A 20,540-nucleotide genomic window follows, 5' to 3' on the forward strand; every position below is an offset into this window, starting at 1 on the left:
AACCGCTGGGGACAGACGGCGGCTCCTGAACGCGCTAGTACCCGGAATCAGAGCTGAGTGATACGGCGGCCTTTGAAACGGCGTTGACGGACCTTTTTCTTGGTCCAGACGAAGGGCTCGGCTCTGTCGTTGTATGCGTTGACGTAGGCATCGATGTGTTCCTGAAGCTGCTTGAGGCTCGTGAAGGAGGTGCCGCTGAGCGACTGCCCCTGCAAGATGGAAAACCATACTTCGACCTGATTGAGCCATGACGCACTTGTCGGCGTGAAATGAAATTGCACGTTGGGGTGGGCCTTGAGCCAGTCCTCGTTCTTTTTATGGGTGTTGAGGTTGTCGAGGATGACGTGAAGCTTGCGGTTCGGAAAAGCCGCGGTGACGCTGTTCATGAAATCGAGAAACTCGACGCGGCGCCGGCGTTTTGAATGGGTCGCGATGATCTTTCCGGTGGCGACTTCGAGCGCCGCAAACAATGTTGTGGTGCCATGCCGCTTGTAATCGTGGCTTTGGCCGGTCAAGGCGCGGCCATTGGGCAACTTCAGATAACCCTGCGCTCGCTCCAAAGCCTGGATCGAGGGCTTCTCGTCCACGCACAGCACAATGGCCTTCGCCGGCGGCGCGACATAGAGGCCGACAACATCGGCGGCTTTGGCCGTAAAGTTCGGGTCGTTGCTCTCGCACCAGGACTTGCGAGCCACCAGGTCAATCTTGTGGCTGCGCAGGAACCGCCAGACATATTGGACATCGACATCGCCCAGCGCCTCGGCCAGCAGGGGGCCGGTCCAGCGCGCAAACCCTTGCGGTGGCGGCTTATCCAGCAGCTTCAGAATCCGCTTGTCGGTCGTCTTCGTATAGATCGGCTGCTTGCCAGGCCGCGGCTTGTCTTGCAGCCCTTCAAGGCCATGGTCGGCATAGCGATGCCGCCAAAGGCTGACAATCCGCGGCTGGACCCCAACTTCCTTGGCGATCGACCGGGTGCTGCGCCCATCCGCCGCCAACAGAACTATCCGCGCCCGCTTCAAATCGCGCTGCAACGTCACCGGTGAGCGACAGCACGCCTCAAGCACCTTGCGATCTTTCCTCGAAAGGTGGACTTCTCTTGCTTCGGGTATCATCCCGACCTTGAATCACGACTCACGTTCCAAGAAAAGTGGGTACTAGTACCCGGAATCAGAGCTGAGTGATACGGCGGCCTTTGAAACGGCGTTGACGGACCTTTTTCTTGGTCCAGACGAAGGGCTCGGCTCTGTCGTTGTATGCGTTGACGTAGGCATCGATGTGTTCCTGAAGCTGCTTGAGGCTCGTGAAGGAGGTGCCGCTGAGCGACTGCCCCTGCAAGATGGAAAACCATACTTCGACCTGATTGAGCCATGACGCACTTGTCGGCGTGAAATGAAATTGCACGTTGGGGTGGGCCTTGAGCCAGTCCTCGTTCTTTTTATGGGTGTTGAGGTTGTCGAGGATGACGTGAAGCTTGCGGTTCGGAAAAGCCGCGGTGACGCTGTTCATGAAATCGAGAAACTCGACGCGGCGCCGGCGTTTTGAATGGGTCGCGATGATCTTTCCGGTGGCGACTTCGAGCGCCGCAAACAATGTTGTGGTGCCATGCCGCTTGTAATCGTGGCTTTGGCCGGTCAAGGCGCGGCCATTGGGCAACTTCAGATAACCCTGCGCTCGCTCCAAAGCCTGGATCGAGGGCTTCTCGTCCACGCACAGCACAATGGCCTTCGCCGGCGGCGCGACATAGAGGCCGACAACATCGGCGGCTTTGGCCGTAAAGTTCGGGTCGTTGCTCTCGCACCAGGACTTGCGAGCCACCAGGTCAATCTTGTGGCTGCGCAGGAACCGCCAGACATATTGGACATCGACATCGCCCAGCGCCTCGGCCAGCAGGGGGCCGGTCCAGCGCGCAAACCCTTGCGGTGGCGGCTTATCCAGCAGCTTCAGAATCCGCTTGTCGGTCGTCTTCGTATAGATCGGCTGCTTGCCAGGCCGCGGCTTGTCTTGCAGCCCTTCAAGGCCATGGTCGGCATAGCGATGCCGCCAAAGGCTGACAATCCGCGGCTGGACCCCAACTTCCTTGGCGATCGACCGGGTGCTGCGCCCATCCGCCGCCAACAGAACTATCCGCGCCCGCTTCAAATCGCGCTGCAACGTCACCGGTGAGCGACAGCACGCCTCAAGCACCTTGCGATCTTTCCTCGAAAGGTGGACTTCTCTTGCTTCGGGTATCATCCCGACCTTGAATCACGACTCACGTTCCAAGAAAAGTGGGTACTAGTCTGGCGGGACACAGCAGGGAGACCGCTTTGAGCACCGCGCCGCGCATCGACATCGACCCGGCCGCGTTCTGGGCCGACCCCTATCCGATGCTCGCGAACATGCGCAAGGAGGCGCCGATCGCCTTCGTGCCGCAGCTCGGCTCGACGCTGCTGACGAGCCGCGACGACATCTCGATCTCCGAGAAGCAGATCGACGTGTTCTCCTCGCACCAGCCCGCCGGCCTGATGAACCGGCTGATGGGCCACAACATGATGCGCAAGGACGGCGAGGCGCATCAGGTCGAGCGCCGTGCGATGTTTCCGACGGTGTCACCGAAGACGGTCAAGGCGCATTGGACCGCGCTGTTCCAGGCCCATGCCGACCGCATCATCGATGCGATCGAGCCGGGGCGGATCGACTTCATGCGCGATTTCGCGCTGCCGTTCTCCGGCGAATGCCTGAAGTCGATCACCGGCCTCACCAATATCGGCTTTGCCGAGATGGACGCCTGGTCGCAAGGCATGATCGAGGGCATCGCCAACTATGTCGGCGATCCCGCCGTTGAGGCGCGCTGCCATGCCGCGACGTCGGGCATCGATGCGGCGATCGACGACATGCTGCCGGTCATGCGCAAAAATCCCGATCAAAGCATCCTCGGTGTGCTCCTCGCGTCGGGCATGCCGATGGAAAGCGTGCGCGCAAATGTAAAGCTCGCGATATCGGGCGGCCAGAACGAGCCGCGCAAGGCGATCGCCGGCACGGTGTGGGCGCTGCTGACCCATCCCGAGCAGCTCGACCTCGTCCGGCGTGGTGAAGTCACCTGGCTCCAGGCCTTCGAGGAATATGCCCGCTGGATCTCGCCGATCGGCATGTCGCCGCGGCGCATCGCAAAGCCGTGGTCGATCCGCGACGTCGCGTTCGAGCTCGATGAGCGCGTGTTCCTGATGTTCGGTTCCGCCAACCGCGACGAAAAGCATTTCGAGCGCGCCGACCAGTTCGACGTGCGGCGCGACACCAGCAAAAGCGTCGCCTTCGGCGCCGGCCCGCATTTCTGCGCCGGTGCCTGGGCCTCGCGCGCCATGATCGCCGACGTCGCGCTGCCGACATTGTTTGCGCGTGCCGGCCGGATCGAGATTGCCGATGACGAGCCGGTGCGGATCGGCGGCTGGGCGTTCCGCGGCTTGCAGAATTTGCCGGCGAGGTGGCTACACTAGTACCCGGAATCAGAGCTGAGTGATACGGCGGCCTTTGAAACGGCGTTGACGGACCTTTTTCTTGGTCCAGACGAAGGGCTCGGCTCTGTCGTTGTATGCGTTGACGTAGGCATCGATGTGTTCCTGAAGCTGCTTGAGGCTCGTGAAGGAGGTGCCGCTGAGCGACTGCCCCTGCAAGATGGAAAACCATACTTCGACCTGATTGAGCCATGACGCACTTGTCGGCGTGAAATGAAATTGCACGTTGGGGTGGGCCTTGAGCCAGTCCTCGTTCTTTTTATGGGTGTTGAGGTTGTCGAGGATGACGTGAAGCTTGCGGTTCGGAAAAGCCGCGGTGACGCTGTTCATGAAATCGAGAAACTCGACGCGGCGCCGGCGTTTTGAATGGGTCGCGATGATCTTTCCGGTGGCGACTTCGAGCGCCGCAAACAATGTTGTGGTGCCATGCCGCTTGTAATCGTGGCTTTGGCCGGTCAAGGCGCGGCCATTGGGCAACTTCAGATAACCCTGCGCTCGCTCCAAAGCCTGGATCGAGGGCTTCTCGTCCACGCACAGCACAATGGCCTTCGCCGGCGGCGCGACATAGAGGCCGACAACATCGGCGGCTTTGGCCGTAAAGTTCGGGTCGTTGCTCTCGCACCAGGACTTGCGAGCCACCAGGTCAATCTTGTGGCTGCGCAGGAACCGCCAGACATATTGGACATCGACATCGCCCAGCGCCTCGGCCAGCAGGGGGCCGGTCCAGCGCGCAAACCCTTGCGGTGGCGGCTTATCCAGCAGCTTCAGAATCCGCTTGTCGGTCGTCTTCGTATAGATCGGCTGCTTGCCAGGCCGCGGCTTGTCTTGCAGCCCTTCAAGGCCATGGTCGGCATAGCGATGCCGCCAAAGGCTGACAATCCGCGGCTGGACCCCAACTTCCTTGGCGATCGACCGGGTGCTGCGCCCATCCGCCGCCAACAGAACTATCCGCGCCCGCTTCAAATCGCGCTGCAACGTCACCGGTGAGCGACAGCACGCCTCAAGCACCTTGCGATCTTTCCTCGAAAGGTGGACCTCTCTTGCTTCGGGTATCATCCCGACCTTGAATCACGACTCACGTTCCAAGAAAAGTGGGTACTAGGCCGGCTGGAAGGGAGCTTCGCGCCACAACAGCTCCCATTCGCCGATCATGCCATCATGCTCCTGTCTTGCCCGACGGGTCAAACGACTCGGCCTGCCGCGTAAGCTATTGATCCGACTATGGTCGGCTACTGTGCATGGGGTTGTTTTCGACGTTTTATGTTCCGGCCCTGCATCGTCGCACCAAATCCCCGCGGCTCTCACATTCGCGTGCGGAAAAATTCTCCCTGCATCATCGCGGCCGCTTGAAAGATTAATCATGCGCCCTGCCACGCGCGCAGTGCTCGCATCGCTATTTTTCCGCGTGTCTCGACACCTCCGGCAAGCCGCACCATCATCCCCTGGCGTGAATGAATGACGGCCGCATGCGGCCGGGAGTGTGGAATGCAGCGTCGTGACTTTCTGAGACTTTCCGTTGGAACGGCAGCCGCGGCTGCGGTCGCCTCGCGCGTCCGCGCGCAAGGCGCGGTGAAGGAAATTCGTATCGGCTATCAGAAGAACGGCGTGCTGGTCATCACGCGCCAGCAGGCCGCCCTGGAAAAACATTTCGCAGCCTTAGGCATCGAGGTGAAGTGGGTTGAGTTCTCCTCCGGCCCGCCGATGATGCAGGCGATGAATGTCGGCAGCGTCGACTACGGCGCGGTCGGCGATTCCCCGCCGGTGTTCGCGCAGGCCGCGGGCGCCGCGATCGTCTATGCCGCCGGCCAGCCCATCACCAACGGCCAGGGCATTCTGGTGCCGAAGGATTCGCCGATCCGCGCCATCGCCGAGCTGAAGGGCAAGCGCGTCGGTTTCACCAAGGGCTCCAGCGCCCACAACATCGTGGTGCAGACGCTGGAGAAGGCGGGCCTCACCTATGCCGACATCACCCCGGTCTATCTGACGCCGCCTGACGCCGGCCCCGCCTTCGCCAACGGCAGCATCGAGGCCTGGGCGATCTGGGATCCGTACTTTGCGATCGGCGAGACGAGGCAGAACGGCCGCATCCTGATCAACGCGCGCGAGGTCACCAAGACCAATTCCTTCTACATCGCCAACCGCGACTTCGCGAAGAACCACGGCGCCATCCTGCAACAGATCGTCGACGTGACGACCGCGACGGCCAAATGGGCCGAGCAGCACCGCGACGAGGTCGCCAGATCGCTGGCGGCGGTGACAGGCATTCCCCTGGAGATCCAGACCATCGCGGCGAACCGCTCGGCCTTCGTGGTCGGTCCCGTCACCGACGACATCGTCGCGACCCAGCAGGGCGTCGCCGACCGCTTCCATAAGCTCGGCCTGATTCCCAAGCCGATCGTGATCCGCGACATCGTCTGGCGCAACCCGGCAGCCTGATCGTGCCGACCAATCTCCCCGTTTCAAAAGGTCTAGACATGAGGCGCATCGTTCAACGCGTGATCGCAGCCATCGTCATGTCGATCAGCATCGTCGCGGCCGCCGTCGGCACGACCTACGGCTAGTCATCGGAGCCCGTCCATGAGCCCATCCAAAAGCAACATCCTCTGGTTCCTGCCGACCCACGGTGACGGCCGCTATTTGGGCACCGCGACCGGCGGCCGCGAGGTCAACTTCAACTATCTGCGCCAGATCGCGCAGGCGGCCGACCAGCTCGGCTATTTCGGCGTGCTGCTGCCGACGGGGCGGTCTTGCGAGGATTCCTGGATCGTCGCCTCCTCGGTCGCGCCGTTCACCGAGCGGCTGCGCTATCTCGTGGCAGTCCGGCCCGGCCTGCAATCGCCAAGCGTGGCCGCGCGCATGACCGCGACGCTCGATCGCGTCACCAACGGCAGGCTCCTGATCAACGTCGTCACCGGCGGCGATCCCGTTGAGAACAAGGGCGACGGCATCTTCCTTGGCCACGACGAGCGCTACGAGGTCACGCGCGAGTTCCTCAACGTCTATAGTGATCTGCTCGCTGGCAGGGCCGTCAATGTCGAGGGCAAGCACATCCGCATCGAGGACGGCAAGCTGCTGTTCCCCCCGGTGCAGTCGCCGCGGCCGCCGCTCTATTTTGGCGGTTCGTCGGACGCCGGCATCGATGTCGCGGTCGATACCGTCGACAAATACCTCACCTGGGGTGAGCCGCCGGCCCAGGTTGCCGAGAAGATCGCGAGGGTGAGGGAGGTCGCGAGCGCGCGGGGCCGAAAGCTGTCCTTCGGCATTCGCCTGCACGTGATCGTCCGTGAGACCAATGAAGAGGCCTGGCGTGCGGCCAACGAGCTGATCAAGCATGTCAGCGACGATACCATCGCGCGGGCGCAGAAGAACTTTGCCCGGATGGACTCCGTCGGCCAGCAGCGCATGGCGCAGCTCCATGGCGGCAAGCGCGACAAGCTCGAGATTAGCCCGAACCTGTGGGCCGGCGTCGGCCTGGTGCGCGGCGGCGCCGGCACGGCGCTGGTCGGCGACGCCCAGACCGTCGCGGCGCGCATCAAGGAGTATCAGGATATCGGCATCGATACCTTCATCATGTCGGGCTATCCGCATCTGGAGGAAGCCTATCGCTTTGCCGAGCTGGTGTTCCCGCTGCTCTCGCTCGATCACGGCAGCAACGTGACGCGGCTGCACCACAACAGCGGTCCGTTCGGCGAGACCGTCGGCAACGACTACCGTCCCTCCAGGCTGGCATCGCAATCATGAGCCTCATCGACAGTATTTCTCTTCCGCGCCGGGTCCGCCTGCCGCGTGCGGGCGGCCTGGTGCAGTGGATCGTGCCGCTCGCCATCGTCGCGATCTGGCAGCTTGCCTGCGTCACTGGCTTCGTGCCGACGCGCGTGCTGCCGGCGCCGAGCGACGTCGCACTCGCCGGCTGGAAGCTGCTGCTCTCCGGCGAGCTCGCGCGCAACATCTGGGTCTCGTTCTGGCGCGCCTCGATCGGTTTCCTGATCGGCGGCAGCATCGGCTTCGCCTTCGGGCTTGCCAACGGCCTGTCGCAGCTCTCGGCAAGGCTCACCGACACCACGCTCCAGATGGTCCGCAACGTGCCGCACCTGGCGCTGATCCCGCTGGTCATCCTGTGGTTCGGCATCGACGAGAGCGCAAAGCTGTTCCTGGTGGCGCTCGGGGTGTTCTTTCCGATCTACCTCAACACACTGCACGGCATCCGCACCGTCGATCCCCAGCTGATCGAGATGGGCCGCATCTACGGCATGAGCGACGGCGAATTGTTCCGCCGCGTGATCTTTCCGGGCGCGCTGCCCTCGATCTTCGTCGGCATCCGCTTCGCGCTCGGCATCATGTGGCTGACCCTGATCGTGGCCGAGACCATCGCGGCGTCCTCAGGGCTCGGCTACATGGCGATGCAGGCGCGCGAGTTCATGCTGATCGACGTCGTCGTGCTCTCGATCCTGATCTACGCCCTGCTCGGCAAGCTCGCCGACAGCGCCTCCCGCGTGCTGGAGCGGGCGACGCTCTCCTGGCACCCCGCCTTCCAGAAACGTTGAGCAGCAATACTGGGAATCACATGCAGACAGCCCTTCGGACCTCCCTTCCCGAAACCGAGTTCGCCAGCCGCGCCAATTTCGCGCCTCACGCCCGCGTGGTGCGCGAGGAGCGGGTGGTGCAGGCCAGCGGCCTGCCGCTCAGCATCCGGGGGCTGCGAAAGTCCTTCGGCGACAATGAGGTGCTGCGCGGCATCGACCTGCACATCCCGGCCGGCCAGTTCGTCGCCATCGTCGGAAAGAGCGGCTGCGGCAAGAGCACGCTGCTGCGCCTGATCGCCGGCCTGGACGAGATCGATGCCGGCAGCATCAGCTTTGGCAGCGACGTCCAGCCCGAGGATATCCGCGTGATGTTCCAGGAGCCGCGGCTATTACCCTGGGCTCGCGTGCTCGCCAATGTCGAGGTCGGTCTCGGCCGCGATCGTTCGTCCGCCGATGCGCATGCCCGCGCCGAGAAGGCGCTGACCGAGGTTGGCCTCGCCGACAAGCGCGACCAGTGGCCCTCGGTGCTGTCGGGCGGCCAGAAGCAGCGCGTCGCGCTCGGCCGCGCGCTGGTCTCCCGTCCGCGCGTGCTGGCCTTCGACGAGCCGCTCGGTGCGCTGGATGCGCTGACCCGCATCTCGATGCAGCGGCTTCTGGAGCACGTCTGGCGCGACCAGGGTTTTACCGCGATCCTGGTGACCCACGACGTTTCCGAGGCGGTCGCGCTGGCGGACCGGGTGCTGGTGATCGAGGAGGGCCGGATCGCCCATGACGTCGTGGTTAACCCAGCCCGGCCGCGGGAGCGCGGCTCGGCCGAGCTTGCGGGCCTCGAAGGCTCGATCCTGAGCCACCTTTTGTCGGCGGACGATCGTACCTAAATAGAGGGAACCCCGCTTCGGGGACACGCCATGAATGTAGTGCCTCGCGATCTCATGACTGAAATCCCCGTCTCTCCCGCCGATTTCCGCGGCGCCATGCGCCACCTCACCGGCGGCGTCAGCGTCATCACCGCCGGGCGGGGCAAGGACATCTCCGGCATGACGGTGACCTCGGTCACCTCGCTGTCGGTCGAACCGCCAACGCTGCTGGTCAGCATCAACCGCGATGCCTCGTCCTTCCCGCTGATCCGGCGTCACGGCGCCTTCGGCGTGAACATCCTCAACGCCGACCAGCTCGACGTCGCCGAACGCTTCGCCGGCAAGGGCGGGCTCAAGGGCGCAGACCGCTTCGCCGGCGCCCGGTGGGTGACGGCGGTCTCGGGAGTCCCGCTGCTGGTCGGCGCATTGTCGGCCTTCGATTGCGAGGTCGAGGAGATCGTCGAGCGGCACTCGCACGGCATCGTCATCGGCCGTGTCAGGGACGTCAAGAGTTCGACGCGGACTGCGGCGCTCGCCTATTGGCACGGCCAGTATGTGGCGGTCGACCAGGACGAAGACGCGGCAAGGCTCGCCGAGGTCAGCGTTCCCGCGCGCACCCGGCGCGGCGTTTGATCGCCGCAAAGAGGCATCGTGCAGGCTGGCCTTTTTTCCCTCATCGCTCTAGAAGCGCCCTGAGCCTCCCGTTCGGGACGGCAACGGAGCGGAACGATGAAGCGCGTCGCGACCTGGGCTTTCTACACCATCGGCGCGCTGGCGATCGCCTATCTCGCGCTCTACGCCTATGCCATGTTCAGCGGCCAGCCGATCATTCCCGGCGACCCCATCCACATTTTCCGCAAGCCCGACGCACCGAGTTATTCGTGACGCCCGAGATCTCGTAGGGTGGGCAAAGGCGCACTTGCGCCGTGCCCACCATCTTCGCTGCGAACGAAATGGTGGGCACGCTTCGCTTTGCCCGCCCTACGGAAGTTACGAATTCACCCTCTCAGAATCGCCAGCGCCAGCGCCTGTGCGCGCGGCACGATGCTGTCGATCTCGAGATATTCCTCCGGCGTGTGCGCGAGCCCGCCGACCGGGCCGAGGCCGCAGATGGTCGGCGTGCCGACCGCGGCGGTGAAACCGGAATCGGCGCAGCCGCCGGAGAACTCGCCCTGGAGCGTGGTGAGGCCGACCTGCCTTGCCGCAGCTTGATAACCTTCGAACAGCGTCTTCGAGGCCTCGCTCTGCACCACCGGCACGAACTCGCCCTTGATCGTCAGCGTTGCGCTCGTGCCCGGCACATAGGAGGTCGCGACGATTGTCTCGATCGCGGCCATCACCGTGGCGCGGTCTGCGGGATCGACATAGCGCAGATCGATCTGGCCCTCGGCATAGGGCGCCGTCGTATTGACGGACTGGCCGCCGGAGACGAGGCCGACATTGAGCGTGATGCCCTTGTCGAGATTGGTCAACGCGTGGACCTGGACGATCTTGTGCGCGAGCTCGCCGATCGCGCTGACGCCGGCGGCGAAATTGGCGCCGGAATGCGCAGCTTTGCCGGTGATGGCCAGATGCATGAAGATGCCACCCTTGCGGCCGGTGACGACGTTGCCTGTGGGGCGGCCCGGCTCGGAGTTGAACACCGCACGCGCGGCACGACCTTCGCGCTCGATCACGGGTCGCGACGAGGGCGATCCGATCTCCTCGTCGGAGGTGATCAGCACCTTGATCGGGTGCGGGCTGCCGCCGAACTTGTGGAAGGCGGTCGCCACGAAGATGTTCATCACGACGCCGGATTTCATGTCGGCGACGCCGGGGCCATAGGCGCGGTTGTCGCGGATCGTGAAGGGACGCCGTCCGGCCTCGCCCTTGCCGAACACGGTGTCGCGATGGCCCATCAGCAGCACCGGCTTCTCGTTGCTGCCGGGCTTTGTCACCTCGGCATGAATCGCATCGCCGAAGGTGGAGTTGCTCTCGCGCCGGAACGGGATGCCGTGCTCGGCGAAGTGCCGCTCGAACCGCGCCCCGACCGCATCGACGCCCTCCTTGTCATAGGACCCGGAATCGATGTTCACGACGTCGCGCAACAGATCGATCATCGCCTGCCGCTGCGACGCCAGCCAGTCCGTGATTTGAGCTTCAGACATGTTTACCCTCGTGTGGTTCTCACGCGGGGTTATACGGCCTTGCGCAGGCGCGACCTAGTCGGAGAACGCGGTGCGGCCATGCCGCCGTCTGCGGGTTTGGACGCACACTGTCTCCTCATCGTCGTCCTGGCGAAAGCCAGGACCCATACCGCGGAATCTACCGATGGAGGGCGGTAGGAGTACCGGACGACGAATCTTCGTCAAACTCCTCTCTGGGGTAATGGGTCCTGGCCTTCGCCAGGACGACACTGCGGATGTGGGCACCAGCCTTAACGCTTCGGCTCCGCCATCGCTTCCACACCGCGAAGCTGGGTCGCGACGGTCAGTGCGCCGATCTTCCGACCCATGTCCTTGCCGACCTCGGTCGAGAACCGGTAGTGAAAGCCGGCCCAGATGCGGGCGTTGGAGACTTCGTCGCTGTAGTCCTGGAGCCGCGACCATTTGCGCGTGACACCTGGTGCCGTGGAGCTGGTCAGCGAAAACTCGCCGAAATCTCCAACGACGCTCTGGAGCACGGTCGAAATCGCCGCCGACGTGATGCAGTGAGCACAGGGATATTCCGGATGCATCGGCGTTTCGCCGAGTGGCAGCCAGGACGGGTCGCGTGGCGTCGCCGGATTCGACGTCAGGTCGGCGTTGCGTATGGCGGTGATCGGTCGCCAGAGATTGTAATGGTATTTTGCATCGAACACCGCAACGAGGGCGTCGTTGCCGGCAATTGACGTCAGCGCGAACAGCCGGGCGCAGTCGACGAGATCCATGCCCTTGGCCATTGCAGCTTGCCTCACGATCGGATTGTAGGTGCGGGCACCGACAAAGAACCAGAATCGGCCGATCGTCGTTTGCTCCGGCGTCCGGGTTGTACTGCTTCGGCTGCCGACCTCGCGGATTTCGTTGACATCCCGGGTCCACACCTCTGAACCAAGCGCCGGCGGCGGGCCGGGGCGAAACTGCGATCCGGAAACCATGACCCAGGGCGTCGTCGCGCCCGTGGTTGAGAACAGCGGAACGGTGGTCGGAACGTACGCGCCCGGTGTCGTCAGGGGGCGGTAAGTCTCCGGAGCGGCGCTGCCATCGTTCGCACGAAGCTCGATGATCTGCATTGCGGCCTCTTTCCCGAGGCTGATGCCGGCGATCTTGGACTCGCCGTCGGCAATCGGCGCCAGAGAATTCGTCAGCGTCGCATCCAGGTCCGGCTTGAGGTCCGGATAGACCGAAAGCAGCACGTCGTGGGCGGCAACTGCCGCCGCAGCTTCCCGCGACGTCGAACGATCCGCGGGCAAGGAGAGCTTGTAGGGCGCGTACCGGCGGTCGATCGCATTGACCGCCTCGAACATCGCGACGTGCATCATGGACAAGACGCGACTGTGGGGCGCTGGAAGAATTTGCTTCTCGGCAGCGATCGCGTCGGCCTTTGCATTCCAGTCCATGATCACGTCGGCGCGTGCCAGCGATGCCGAGACTGCGATCAGCGTTACAATCAGCGAAAGGCGGGAGATGGTCCACGAGGAGCATTTCATGGCGTGCCCTTTCGATTTGAAGGACGTATCGCGCGGCCGATGCGGCTCTGGCCGACGTCGCGTCGCGCTGCCCGCGGACTCTAGTACCCGGAATCAGAGCTGAGTGATACGGCGGCCTTTGAAACGGCGTTGACGGACCTTTTTCTTGGTCCAGACGAAGGGCTCGGCTCTGTCGTTGTATGCGTTGACGTAGGCATCGATGTGTTCCTGAAGCTGCTTGAGGCTCGTGAAGGAGGTGCCGCTGAGCGACTGCCCCTGCAAGATGGAAAACCATACTTCGACCTGATTGAGCCATGACGCACTTGTCGGCGTGAAATGAAATTGCACGTTGGGGTGGGCCTTGAGCCAGTCCTCGTTCTTTTTATGGGTGTTGAGGTTGTCGAGGATGACGTGAAGCTTGCGGTTCGGAAAAGCCGCGGTGACGCTGTTCATGAAATCGAGAAACTCGACGCGGCGCCGGCGTTTTGAATGGGTCGCGATGATCTTTCCGGTGGCGACTTCGAGCGCCGCAAACAATGTTGTGGTGCCATGCCGCTTGTAATCGTGGCTTTGGCCGGTCAAGGCGCGGCCATTGGGCAACTTCAGATAACCCTGCGCTCGCTCCAAAGCCTGGATCGAGGGCTTCTCGTCCACGCACAGCACAATGGCCTTCGCCGGCGGCGCGACATAGAGGCCGACAACATCGGCGGCTTTGGCCGTAAAGTTCGGGTCGTTGCTCTCGCACCAGGACTTGCGAGCCACCAGGTCAATCTTGTGGCTGCGCAGGAACCGCCAGACATATTGGACATCGACATCGCCCAGCGCCTCGGCCAGCAGGGGGCCGGTCCAGCGCGCAAACCCTTGCGGTGGCGGCTTATCCAGCAGCTTCAGAATCCGCTTGTCGGTCGTCTTCGTATAGATCGGCTGCTTGCCAGGCCGCGGCTTGTCTTGCAGCCCTTCAAGGCCATGGTCGGCATAGCGATGCCGCCAAAGGCTGACAATCCGCGGCTGGACCCCAACTTCCTTGGCGATCGACCGGGTGCTGCGCCCATCCGCCGCCAACAGAACTATCCGCGCCCGCTTCAAATCGCGCTGCAACGTCACCGGTGAGCGACAGCACGCCTCAAGCACCTTGCGATCTTTCCTCGAAAGGTGGACTTCTCTTGCTTCGGGTATCATCCCGACCTTGAATCACGACTCACGTTCCAAGAAAAGTGGGTACTAGGCCGGGACGACACTTATTGTGTGGTGACTGGTTGCGTTCTCCTCAAAAAGAAAATGCCCGGGCCGAGCCCGGGCATTCGCATCCTCTCGATATTCGCAGAAGCCTTACGCCCCCACCATCGGCATCCGCGGGTACTCACCCGGCGTCCCGGCTGGCGTAATCGGGATGCCGCCGTCGGCGTATTCGTTGAGCTTGTTGCGCAGCGTCCGGATCGAAATCCCCAGGATGTTGGCGGCGTGGGTGCGGTTACCGAGGCAGTGCTTCAGCGTCTCCAGGATCAGGTCGCGTTCGACATCGGCCACGGTGCGGCCGACGAGCGCGCGCGTCACCTGCTCGGCGGCCATCGTGGCATGCGCCACGGCCGGTACCGTCTTGGCGAGGTCGAGGCGGTCGCCGTCCGGGGTGAGGATCGCGTCGGGTCCGATCTCGTCGCCCTGCGCCATCAGCACGGAGCGGTGCATGGTGTTTTCGAGCTCGCGGACGTTGCCCTGCCAGCGGTTGGTCGAGAGCACGCGGCGCGCTTCCGCCGAGACCGGGCGCACCGGCACGCCGTTGGCTTCGGCGTACTTCTTTACGAAGTGCTGGGCGAGCTCGAGGATGTCGAGGGGACGCTCGCGCAGCGGCGGGATCTTCAGGTTGACCACATTGAGGCGGAACAGCAGGTCCTCGCGGAACGTGCCTTCGCGCACGGCCTCGGCCAAATTGCGGTTCGAGGTCGCGATGATGCGGATGTCCACCGGCACCGGCTTGGTGCCGCCGACGCGGTCGATCACGCGCTCCTGGATGGCGCGCAGCAGCTTCGATTGCAGGCGGACGTCCATCTCCGAGATTTCGTCGAGCAGCAGCGTGCCGCCGGTCGCTTCCTCGAACTTGCCGATGCGGCGGGCGATCGCGCCGGTGAAGGCGCCCTTCTCGTGGCCGAACAGCTCGGACTCCAAGAGATGCTCGGGGATCGCGGCGCAGTTGATCGAGATGAACGGGCGCTTGGCGCGCGACGAGCGGGTGTGGACGTAGCGGGCCAGCACTTCCTTGCCGGTGCCGGATTCGCCGGTGATCATCACCGAGGCATCCGAGCCTGCGATCTGCTGCGCGAGCTTGATCACCTTGGCCATCGCCTCGTCGCGATAGACCAGCTCGCGGGAATCGTTGGCGACCGCGGCCAGCACCGCGGCGATCAGCTCCGGATCCGGCGGCAGCGGGATGTATTCCTTGGCGCCGGCGCGGATCGCGGCGACCGCGGCGCGGGCGTCGTTGGTGATGCCGCAGGCGACGATCGGGGCGTGGATGTGCTCGGCCTCCAGCCGCATCACGAGGTCGCGGATGTCGAGGGCGACGTCGACCAGCAGGAGGTCGGCGCCCTTGCCGCCGCGCAGCACGCGCATCGCCTGCTCGTGATCCTCGGCGTGGGTCACGGTGGCGCCGTTCTCCATCGCGATCTTGGTGGCGGTGGTGAGCTGGCCCTTCAATGTGCCAACGATGAGAAGCCGCATGTCAGTCTCCTGTCCGTCTGGTCGCGCTGCCGCGCGTCATTCCCTGCAATCGCAAATGATCACGTGCGTTCGGTCTTGATGATTTCGGTCATGGTCACGCCGAGCTTGTCCTCGACCAGGACGACCTCGCCGCGGGCGACCAGCTTGTTGTTGACGTAGATGTCGATGGCCTCGCCGACGCGCCGGTCGAGCTCGAGCACGGTGCCGGGCCCGAGCTTCAGGAGCTCGCCAACGTCCATCTTGGAGCGGCCGAGCACGGCCGAGACCTGCACCGGCACGTCGAACACGGCCTCGAGGTCGGCGGCGGCGCGCGCCGCATATTCGTCCTCGCTGTAGCCGACATCGGTGCCGGTTGGCGGCATCGGGCCGTTGAGATCGGGCAGCGGGACCTGTCCGTCGGTGTCGCTCATGGCTTAGCTCCCCCTGCGGGACGCGATATAGCGTCCGACCATTTCGTCGATCTTGGCCGCGATGGCGCCGCGCTCCAGCACGACGCCGCCATCGGCCCATTCGATCCGGCAGTCGCCGGTTGCAATCTCCGGCTCGGCCAGGATCACCAGCCGGCCCTCGAAGCCGCTCTGCTTGGCGAGCCGCTCGATCTTCTCGCGGGCGCTGTCGTAGAGCGCGTCGTTGATGCGGACGACGAGATGCGGCGTCGCGACCAGATGCGAGAAGCAATCCTTGACCAGCGCCACGATCTCGCCGAGCGGCTCGGCGGCGACCAGATCGGCGCACAGCTTGCGCGCCACCGCGACCGCGACCTCGACCGCCTCGGTCTCCATCTTGATCTCGATGTTGCCCATGCCCGAGGCGACGCCACGGATCGCGATGTTGATCTCTTCCATGGCGAGCGCGACGCGGCGGTCGCTCTCGGCCTTGGCCTCGCGCTGGCCGGCGGCAAAGCCGTCCTGATAGGCGCGCGCCTCCGCTTCCGCGACCTTCTGGGCGATCTCGGCCGCGGTCGCGGCCTTCTCGCGCGTCCGGTCCGGCGCGGCGAAGTCGGTGTCGAACAGGAATTTTGCCGGAGCGGCCATCAATACACCAGTTCGTCGTCGGCGCGGTTCTTGGTCAGCATGATCTCGCCCTTGGCGGCGAGATCCTTGGCGAGGTTGACCAGCAGCGCCTGCGCCTCGTCGACGTCGCGCAGGCGGACCGGGCCCATCGCCGCCATGTCGTCCTGGAGCATCTTGGCCGCGCGCGAGGACATGTTGCCGAAGAAGAAGTTGCGGACGTCCTCGTTGGCGCTCTTGAGCGCGACGCCGAGCTTGTCCTTGTCGACGTTGCGCATCAGGGTCTGGGCCGAGCCGGAATCCAGCTTCACGAGGTCGTCGAAGGTGAACATCAGCGCCTTGATGCGCTCGGCCGATTCCCGGTTGTCCTCTTCCAGCGAGGTGATGAAGCGGGTTTCGGTCTGGCGGTCGAAATTGTTGAAGATTTCGGCCATCACCTCGTGGGCGTCGCGGCGGCGGGTCTGCGACAGGTTGGACATGAATTCGGTGCGCAGCGTCTTCTCCACGCTCTCGATCACCTCCTTCTGCACCGCTTCCATCTTCAGCATGCGGTTGACGACGTCGAGCGCGAGGTCCTCGGGGAAGATGCCGAGCACGCGCGCGGCGTGCTCCGGCTTCAGCTTCGAGAGCACCACCGCGATGGTCTGCGGATATTCGTTCTTGAGATAGTTGGCGAGAACCTCTTCCTGCACGTTGGAAAGCTTCTCCCACATGTTGCGCCCGGCGGGGCCGCGAATCTCGTCCATGATGCCGTTGACGCGCTCCGGCGGCAGGTATTGCTGGAGCAGCCGTTCGGTGGCGTCGAAATTGCCCATCAGCGCGCCCGAGGCCGACATCCGCGAGACGAACTCGAGCAGCATGTCCTCGACCGTGTCGACCTCGACGGTGCCGAGCGTCGACATTTCCAGCGAAAGCTGGCGCACCTCGTCGTCGTCGAGCATCGACCAGATCTTGCCGCCGTACTGCTCGCCCAGCGCCAGCATCAGGATCGCGGCGCGCTTGGGTCCCGCCACCGCCTCGGTCTTGGCGCCCGCACGGCTGCCCTGGCGGGCGCCGAGCGTCGAGATCACGCTGGTGATGTCGTTGGAGTTGGCGTTTTGCAGGTTGGCGGCCATGTCAGTTCACTTCTCGATCATTTCGCGGGTTCGGTCAGCCATTGGCGGATGATGGCGACGGTTTCGTTGGGGTTGCGTTCGGCGAGCTCGCCGACACGATGAACTGACTGGGCATGGACCTGGCCCTGGATGGTTGCGACGTCGATCGCGCTGGCTGCGCCGCCGGGCAGCAGCGCCTGGCCGGCGGCCGGCGCGGCCTCGTCCGAGGCGGCCGGGCCGGAGAGCACGCCACTTATGGCGGCGGCGACCTCGTCGGAAGCCAGGATGCGCTTGACCAGCGGGCGGATCACCATGAACAGCACGACCAGGCCGAGCAGCATCATCACGCCGAGCTCGACGAAGTACATGACGTCGTCCTTGGTGAACTGGAGCATGCCGAGGAAGCCCGACGGCTCGGCGATCGGGGCGGTGGAAGGGGCATCGGCAAAGCGCAGATTGACGACCTCGACCTGGTCGCCGCGCTTCTGGTCGAAGCCGATGGCCGAGCGCACCAGGGTCGCGATGCGGTCGAGCTGCTCCTTGGTGCGGTCCTGATAGGCCAGCTCGCCCTTGTCGTTCTTGCTGTAGATGCCGTCGACCAGCACCGCGACGGAGATGCGGTTGACCCGGCCGGCTTCGGTCACCTCGGTCTTGGTGGTGCGGGAGATCTCGTAATTGTTGGTCTCCTCGGTCTTCTTGCTCTGGTCCTTGGCCGCGACGCCGTTGTTCTGCTGGTTGCCCGGCAGCTCGTTGTTGACGGTGACCTGGCCGTTGTTGTCGGCGGTCATGCTGCTTTCTTCGCGGGTCTGGGTAGAGCGCAGCACGCGGCCCTCGGGGTCGAACTTGTCCGAGGTCTGGGTGATCTTGTTGAAGTCGAAATCGGCGGAGAGCTGGACGCGGGCACGGCCCGACCCGACCACCGAGGAGACGATGTCCTCGACCTGCTTGCGCATCCGCTTCTCGAAGGTGGTGCGGCGCTCGTCGCCGAGCGCCTGCTCCGGATCGGTCGCGGCGCCGTCGGCGAGCAGCTGGCCGGCCTCGTCGACGATCGAGACCCGCTGCGGCTTCAGTCCGTTGACGGCGGAGGCGACGAGATGGCGGATGGCCCTGATCTGCTGCGCCTCCAGCGCGCCGCGGACCCGCACCACGATCGAGGCGGACGGCTCCGGCGCCTCGCGCGAGAACAGCGGGCGCTCGGGCAGCACCAGATGGACGCGGGCGGCCTGGATGCGGTCGATGGCACGGATGGTGCGGGCGAGCTCACCTTCCAGCGCGCGCAGATGATTGATGTTCTGGACGAAAGAGGTGGTGCCGAGCGCGTCCGACTTGTCGAACACCTCGTAGCCGACGCCGCCGCCCTTGGGCAGGCCGCCCTCGGCGAGCTTCATCCGCAGCCGCGTCACCTTGTCCTTGGGCACCATGATGATGGTGCCCTCATTGCGCAGCTCGAACTGGATGGCCTGGCGTTCCAGGTCCTTGATAATGCTGGAAGAATCTTCCACCGAGAGGTCGGTGAACAGCGTCGTCATCTGCGGCGTGGTGACCCGCATGATGACGAACGCGAAGAAGCCGACGAGCGCGGCGGTGACCGCGATCATCGCCCCGAAGCGGGCGGCGCCGATACCTTTTAAAAAGGCCGCAAGACCTTGCAAGCAACCGCCCCGAAGCTTCGATCCGCATTCCAGAGCGGTCGACTGGGCAATTATTGCCTAGGTGATGGTTTCGATATGGTTAACGAAGGTTAAGAGCTGGGACAAAAGTCGCGTCATGAAAAAAATCGGCCTCGCAGGGCGAGGCCGATTTTCGTCAAAAGCCGCAGATTTCCGGATCGCTTACTGGCGATATTGCTGGATGCGGGTGGTGCGAAGACCCGCCAGACCGTGCTGGTCGATGGAAAACTGCCAAGAGAGGAATTCGTCGACCGTCAGCGTATAACGGCTGCAGGCCTCCTCAAGGGAGAGAAGTCCGCCACGGACGGCGGCGACGACTTCAGCCTTGCGGCGGATGACCCAGCGTTTGGTGCCGGGTGCTGGCAGATCTGCGATCGTCAGCGGACTGCCGTCCGGCCCGATGACGTATTTTACCCTCGGGCGATGGGGTTCTGTCATGGCGTACTCACAAACTCTCAACCACTGAACTCACGCCGTAACCCTACGCGCGGCGGCTTAAAAATCCGCTAAGCCTAAGGCTTCAATACAATTCTCGTTGAAACTTGCGGGAACACGGCCGGCCCGGAGGGCGGGAGACGTAATCTCGGCCGGCCGGGCGGGCAGAAGGTAAATACTTTACTAACAAATCGGGCCCGAGCGCGACGCTACAAAGCTCTCAACCGTCGTCCCGGGGCGCGCGGAGCGCGAGCCCGGGACCCATAACCCCAGGGAGCAGTTTGACGACGACTCGGGGTTACGGTCTCACGCGAAAACGACGTTCTGTGGTTATGGATCCCCGCCTTCGCGGGGATGACATCTCGTGTGTGGCGGCCGCGCAGGCCTTTAATTGCTGCTCGTCGCGATGATGCTCTTCACCTGGCTCAGGGTGTAGCTGGCGCCGTCGATGGTGAGCAGCGGCGGCGACTGGGTCAGGTCGACCGACGACACCACGCCCTGCACCTGCGCGGCGATGCCGACATTGTTGTTCGCGACGTCCTTGCCTGTGGCCGAGATCGTGTACTTGCCGTCGGGCCATTGCGTGCCGTCATTGCCCTGGCCGTTCCAGGTAAAGGGAATGTCGGTGCCGGCGGCGGCGGTGTATTTGCCGGTGAACACGGTCTGGCCGCTGGAATTGGCGACGGTGATGTCGACGGTCGAGTCGCTGGGCACGTTGAGATGCCAGGTCGCCGACGAGTTCTTCATGGTCGCGGTCGAGCCGTCGACCAGCGCGGTCTTGCCGACGAAGCCCAGCGCCTGCGTCGCCTGCGTGGTCTGCTGCAGGGTGACGAGCTGGGACAGCGCATCGTTGGTCTTGAGCTGCTGCTCGACGCCGGCGAACTGCACCAGCTGCTGGGTGAACTGGTTGGTGTCGAGCGGATCGAGCGGGTTCTGGTTCTGCAGCTGCGTCGTCAGCAGCGTCAGGAAGGTCTGGAAGTTGCCGGCGAGCGTCGATCCCGTGCTCGAGCTCAGCGAGTTCGACGAGGACGATTTCGGGACGTCGGTCGTGCCGGAGACGACGGAAGGGGCGGTGGCGGCATTCGTGGTGGTCATTTGC

Annotated in this window: 21 protein-coding genes; 8 read left to right on the forward strand and 13 right to left on the reverse strand. The window is 64.0% G+C overall.

Annotation, left to right across the window (positions count from 1 at the left end; translation table 11 throughout):
• Positions 1 to 47: 47 nt before the first annotated feature.
• Together ACFLEY_RS08640 and ACFLEY_RS08645 are read right to left on the reverse strand one after the other, a co-directional pair.
• Complete coding sequence (locus tag ACFLEY_RS08640; RefSeq protein ID WP_026192128.1) at positions 48 to 1,112, reverse strand: IS630-like element ISRj1 family transposase; 1,065 nt, start codon at positions 1,110 to 1,112, stop codon at positions 48 to 50.
• Positions 1,113 to 1,167: 55 nt separating this feature from the next.
• The gene (locus ACFLEY_RS08645) at positions 1,168 to 2,232 is read right to left on the reverse strand and encodes an IS630-like element ISRj1 family transposase (RefSeq protein ID WP_026192128.1); all 1,065 of its coding nucleotides are present in this window, start codon (positions 2,230 to 2,232) and stop codon (positions 1,168 to 1,170) included.
• A 74-nt stretch (positions 2,233 to 2,306) separates the two neighbouring features.
• On the opposite strand from ACFLEY_RS08645, the gene ACFLEY_RS08650 reads away from it, so the two are divergent.
• Positions 2,307 to 3,473, forward strand: coding sequence for a cytochrome P450 (locus ACFLEY_RS08650; RefSeq protein ID WP_211434634.1), 1,167 nt, complete (start codon positions 2,307 to 2,309; stop codon positions 3,471 to 3,473).
• 9 nt (positions 3,474 to 3,482) lie between these two features.
• Here ACFLEY_RS08650 and ACFLEY_RS08655 read toward each other — a convergent pair whose 3' ends face one another.
• On the reverse strand, positions 3,483 to 4,547 hold the full coding sequence (locus ACFLEY_RS08655) for an IS630-like element ISRj1 family transposase (protein WP_026192128.1): 1,065 nt from the start codon (positions 4,545 to 4,547) through the stop codon (positions 3,483 to 3,485).
• 429 nt (positions 4,548 to 4,976) lie between these two features.
• On the opposite strand from ACFLEY_RS08655, the gene ACFLEY_RS08660 reads away from it, so the two are divergent.
• From ACFLEY_RS08660 to ACFLEY_RS08690, 7 genes are all read left to right on the forward strand, one after another.
• Positions 4,977 to 5,927: a sulfonate ABC transporter substrate-binding protein gene (locus ACFLEY_RS08660; protein ID WP_060908825.1), complete on the forward strand. Its 951-nt coding sequence runs from the start codon at positions 4,977 to 4,979 to the stop codon at positions 5,925 to 5,927.
• A 2-nt stretch (positions 5,928 to 5,929) separates the two neighbouring features.
• The gene (locus tag ACFLEY_RS08665; protein WP_257787562.1) at positions 5,930 to 6,052 is read left to right on the forward strand and encodes a hypothetical protein; all 123 of its coding nucleotides are present in this window, start codon (positions 5,930 to 5,932) and stop codon (positions 6,050 to 6,052) included.
• A gap of 16 nt (positions 6,053 to 6,068) precedes the next feature.
• Positions 6,069 to 7,232 carry an FMNH2-dependent alkanesulfonate monooxygenase gene (gene ssuD, locus ACFLEY_RS08670; RefSeq protein WP_060908824.1) on the forward strand — a complete coding sequence of 388 codons (1,164 nt, stop codon included), beginning with the start codon at positions 6,069 to 6,071 and terminating at the stop codon, positions 7,230 to 7,232.
• Positions 7,229 to 8,035 (forward strand): aliphatic sulfonate ABC transporter permease SsuC, encoded by an 807-nt coding sequence (gene ssuC, locus ACFLEY_RS08675; protein ID WP_060908823.1) that lies wholly within the window; start codon positions 7,229 to 7,231, stop codon positions 8,033 to 8,035. Before ssuD ends, ssuC begins: the two co-directional genes overlap by 4 nt.
• Positions 8,036 to 8,055: 20 nt before the next feature.
• The gene (locus ACFLEY_RS08680) at positions 8,056 to 8,892 is read left to right on the forward strand and encodes an ATP-binding cassette domain-containing protein (RefSeq protein ID WP_060908822.1); all 837 of its coding nucleotides are present in this window, start codon (positions 8,056 to 8,058) and stop codon (positions 8,890 to 8,892) included.
• Between the two features lie 30 nt (positions 8,893 to 8,922).
• Positions 8,923 to 9,504 carry a flavin reductase family protein gene (locus tag ACFLEY_RS08685; RefSeq protein WP_060908821.1) on the forward strand — a complete coding sequence of 194 codons (582 nt, stop codon included), beginning with the start codon at positions 8,923 to 8,925 and terminating at the stop codon, positions 9,502 to 9,504.
• A 96-nt stretch (positions 9,505 to 9,600) separates the two neighbouring features.
• Entirely contained in the window at positions 9,601 to 9,756 is a 156-nt protein-coding gene (locus ACFLEY_RS08690; RefSeq protein ID WP_171901128.1) for a hypothetical protein, read from the forward strand.
• A gap of 113 nt (positions 9,757 to 9,869) precedes the next feature.
• Here ACFLEY_RS08690 and ACFLEY_RS08695 read toward each other — a convergent pair whose 3' ends face one another.
• The 10 genes from ACFLEY_RS08695 to ACFLEY_RS08740 form a co-directional block, all read right to left on the reverse strand.
• Positions 9,870 to 11,018 (reverse strand): M20 family metallopeptidase, encoded by a 1,149-nt coding sequence (locus ACFLEY_RS08695; protein ID WP_011089743.1) that lies wholly within the window; start codon positions 11,016 to 11,018, stop codon positions 9,870 to 9,872.
• A 269-nt stretch (positions 11,019 to 11,287) separates the two neighbouring features.
• Complete coding sequence (locus ACFLEY_RS08700) at positions 11,288 to 12,448, reverse strand: vanadium-dependent haloperoxidase (protein ID WP_396604965.1); 1,161 nt, start codon at positions 12,446 to 12,448, stop codon at positions 11,288 to 11,290.
• Positions 12,449 to 12,631: 183 nt separating this feature from the next.
• Positions 12,632 to 13,696 (reverse strand): IS630-like element ISRj1 family transposase, encoded by a 1,065-nt coding sequence (locus tag ACFLEY_RS08705; RefSeq protein WP_026192128.1) that lies wholly within the window; start codon positions 13,694 to 13,696, stop codon positions 12,632 to 12,634.
• A 150-nt stretch (positions 13,697 to 13,846) separates the two neighbouring features.
• A complete protein-coding gene (locus ACFLEY_RS08710; protein ID WP_060908819.1) occupies positions 13,847 to 15,232 on the reverse strand; it encodes a sigma-54-dependent Fis family transcriptional regulator in 1,386 nt (461 codons plus the stop codon).
• Positions 15,233 to 15,291: 59 nt separating this feature from the next.
• On the reverse strand, positions 15,292 to 15,642 hold the full coding sequence (gene fliN / locus ACFLEY_RS08715; RefSeq protein ID WP_028173120.1) for a flagellar motor switch protein FliN: 351 nt from the start codon (positions 15,640 to 15,642) through the stop codon (positions 15,292 to 15,294).
• A gap of 3 nt (positions 15,643 to 15,645) precedes the next feature.
• Positions 15,646 to 16,266 carry a FliH/SctL family protein gene (locus ACFLEY_RS08720; RefSeq protein WP_011089738.1) on the reverse strand — a complete coding sequence of 207 codons (621 nt, stop codon included), beginning with the start codon at positions 16,264 to 16,266 and terminating at the stop codon, positions 15,646 to 15,648.
• On the reverse strand, positions 16,266 to 17,357 hold the full coding sequence (fliG, locus tag ACFLEY_RS08725; protein ID WP_011089737.1) for a flagellar motor switch protein FliG: 1,092 nt from the start codon (positions 17,355 to 17,357) through the stop codon (positions 16,266 to 16,268). The genes ACFLEY_RS08720 and fliG overlap by 1 nt, the downstream gene beginning before the upstream one ends.
• 17 nt (positions 17,358 to 17,374) lie before the next feature.
• Positions 17,375 to 18,988 carry a flagellar basal-body MS-ring/collar protein FliF gene (gene fliF / locus ACFLEY_RS08730; RefSeq protein WP_396604608.1) on the reverse strand — a complete coding sequence of 538 codons (1,614 nt, stop codon included), beginning with the start codon at positions 18,986 to 18,988 and terminating at the stop codon, positions 17,375 to 17,377.
• Between the two features lie 180 nt (positions 18,989 to 19,168).
• Complete coding sequence (locus ACFLEY_RS08735) at positions 19,169 to 19,444, reverse strand: DUF1153 domain-containing protein (RefSeq protein WP_002714638.1); 276 nt, start codon at positions 19,442 to 19,444, stop codon at positions 19,169 to 19,171.
• 384 nt (positions 19,445 to 19,828) lie between these two features.
• Positions 19,829 to 20,536, reverse strand: a complete 708-nt coding sequence (locus ACFLEY_RS08740) for a flagellar hook assembly protein FlgD (RefSeq protein WP_011089735.1) — start codon at positions 20,534 to 20,536, stop codon at positions 19,829 to 19,831.
• Positions 20,537 to 20,540: the final 4 nt, after the last annotated feature.

The sequence above is a fragment of the Bradyrhizobium sp. YCK136 genome (assembly GCF_044570075.1).
Lineage (GTDB): Bacteria > Pseudomonadota > Alphaproteobacteria > Rhizobiales > Xanthobacteraceae > Bradyrhizobium > Bradyrhizobium diazoefficiens.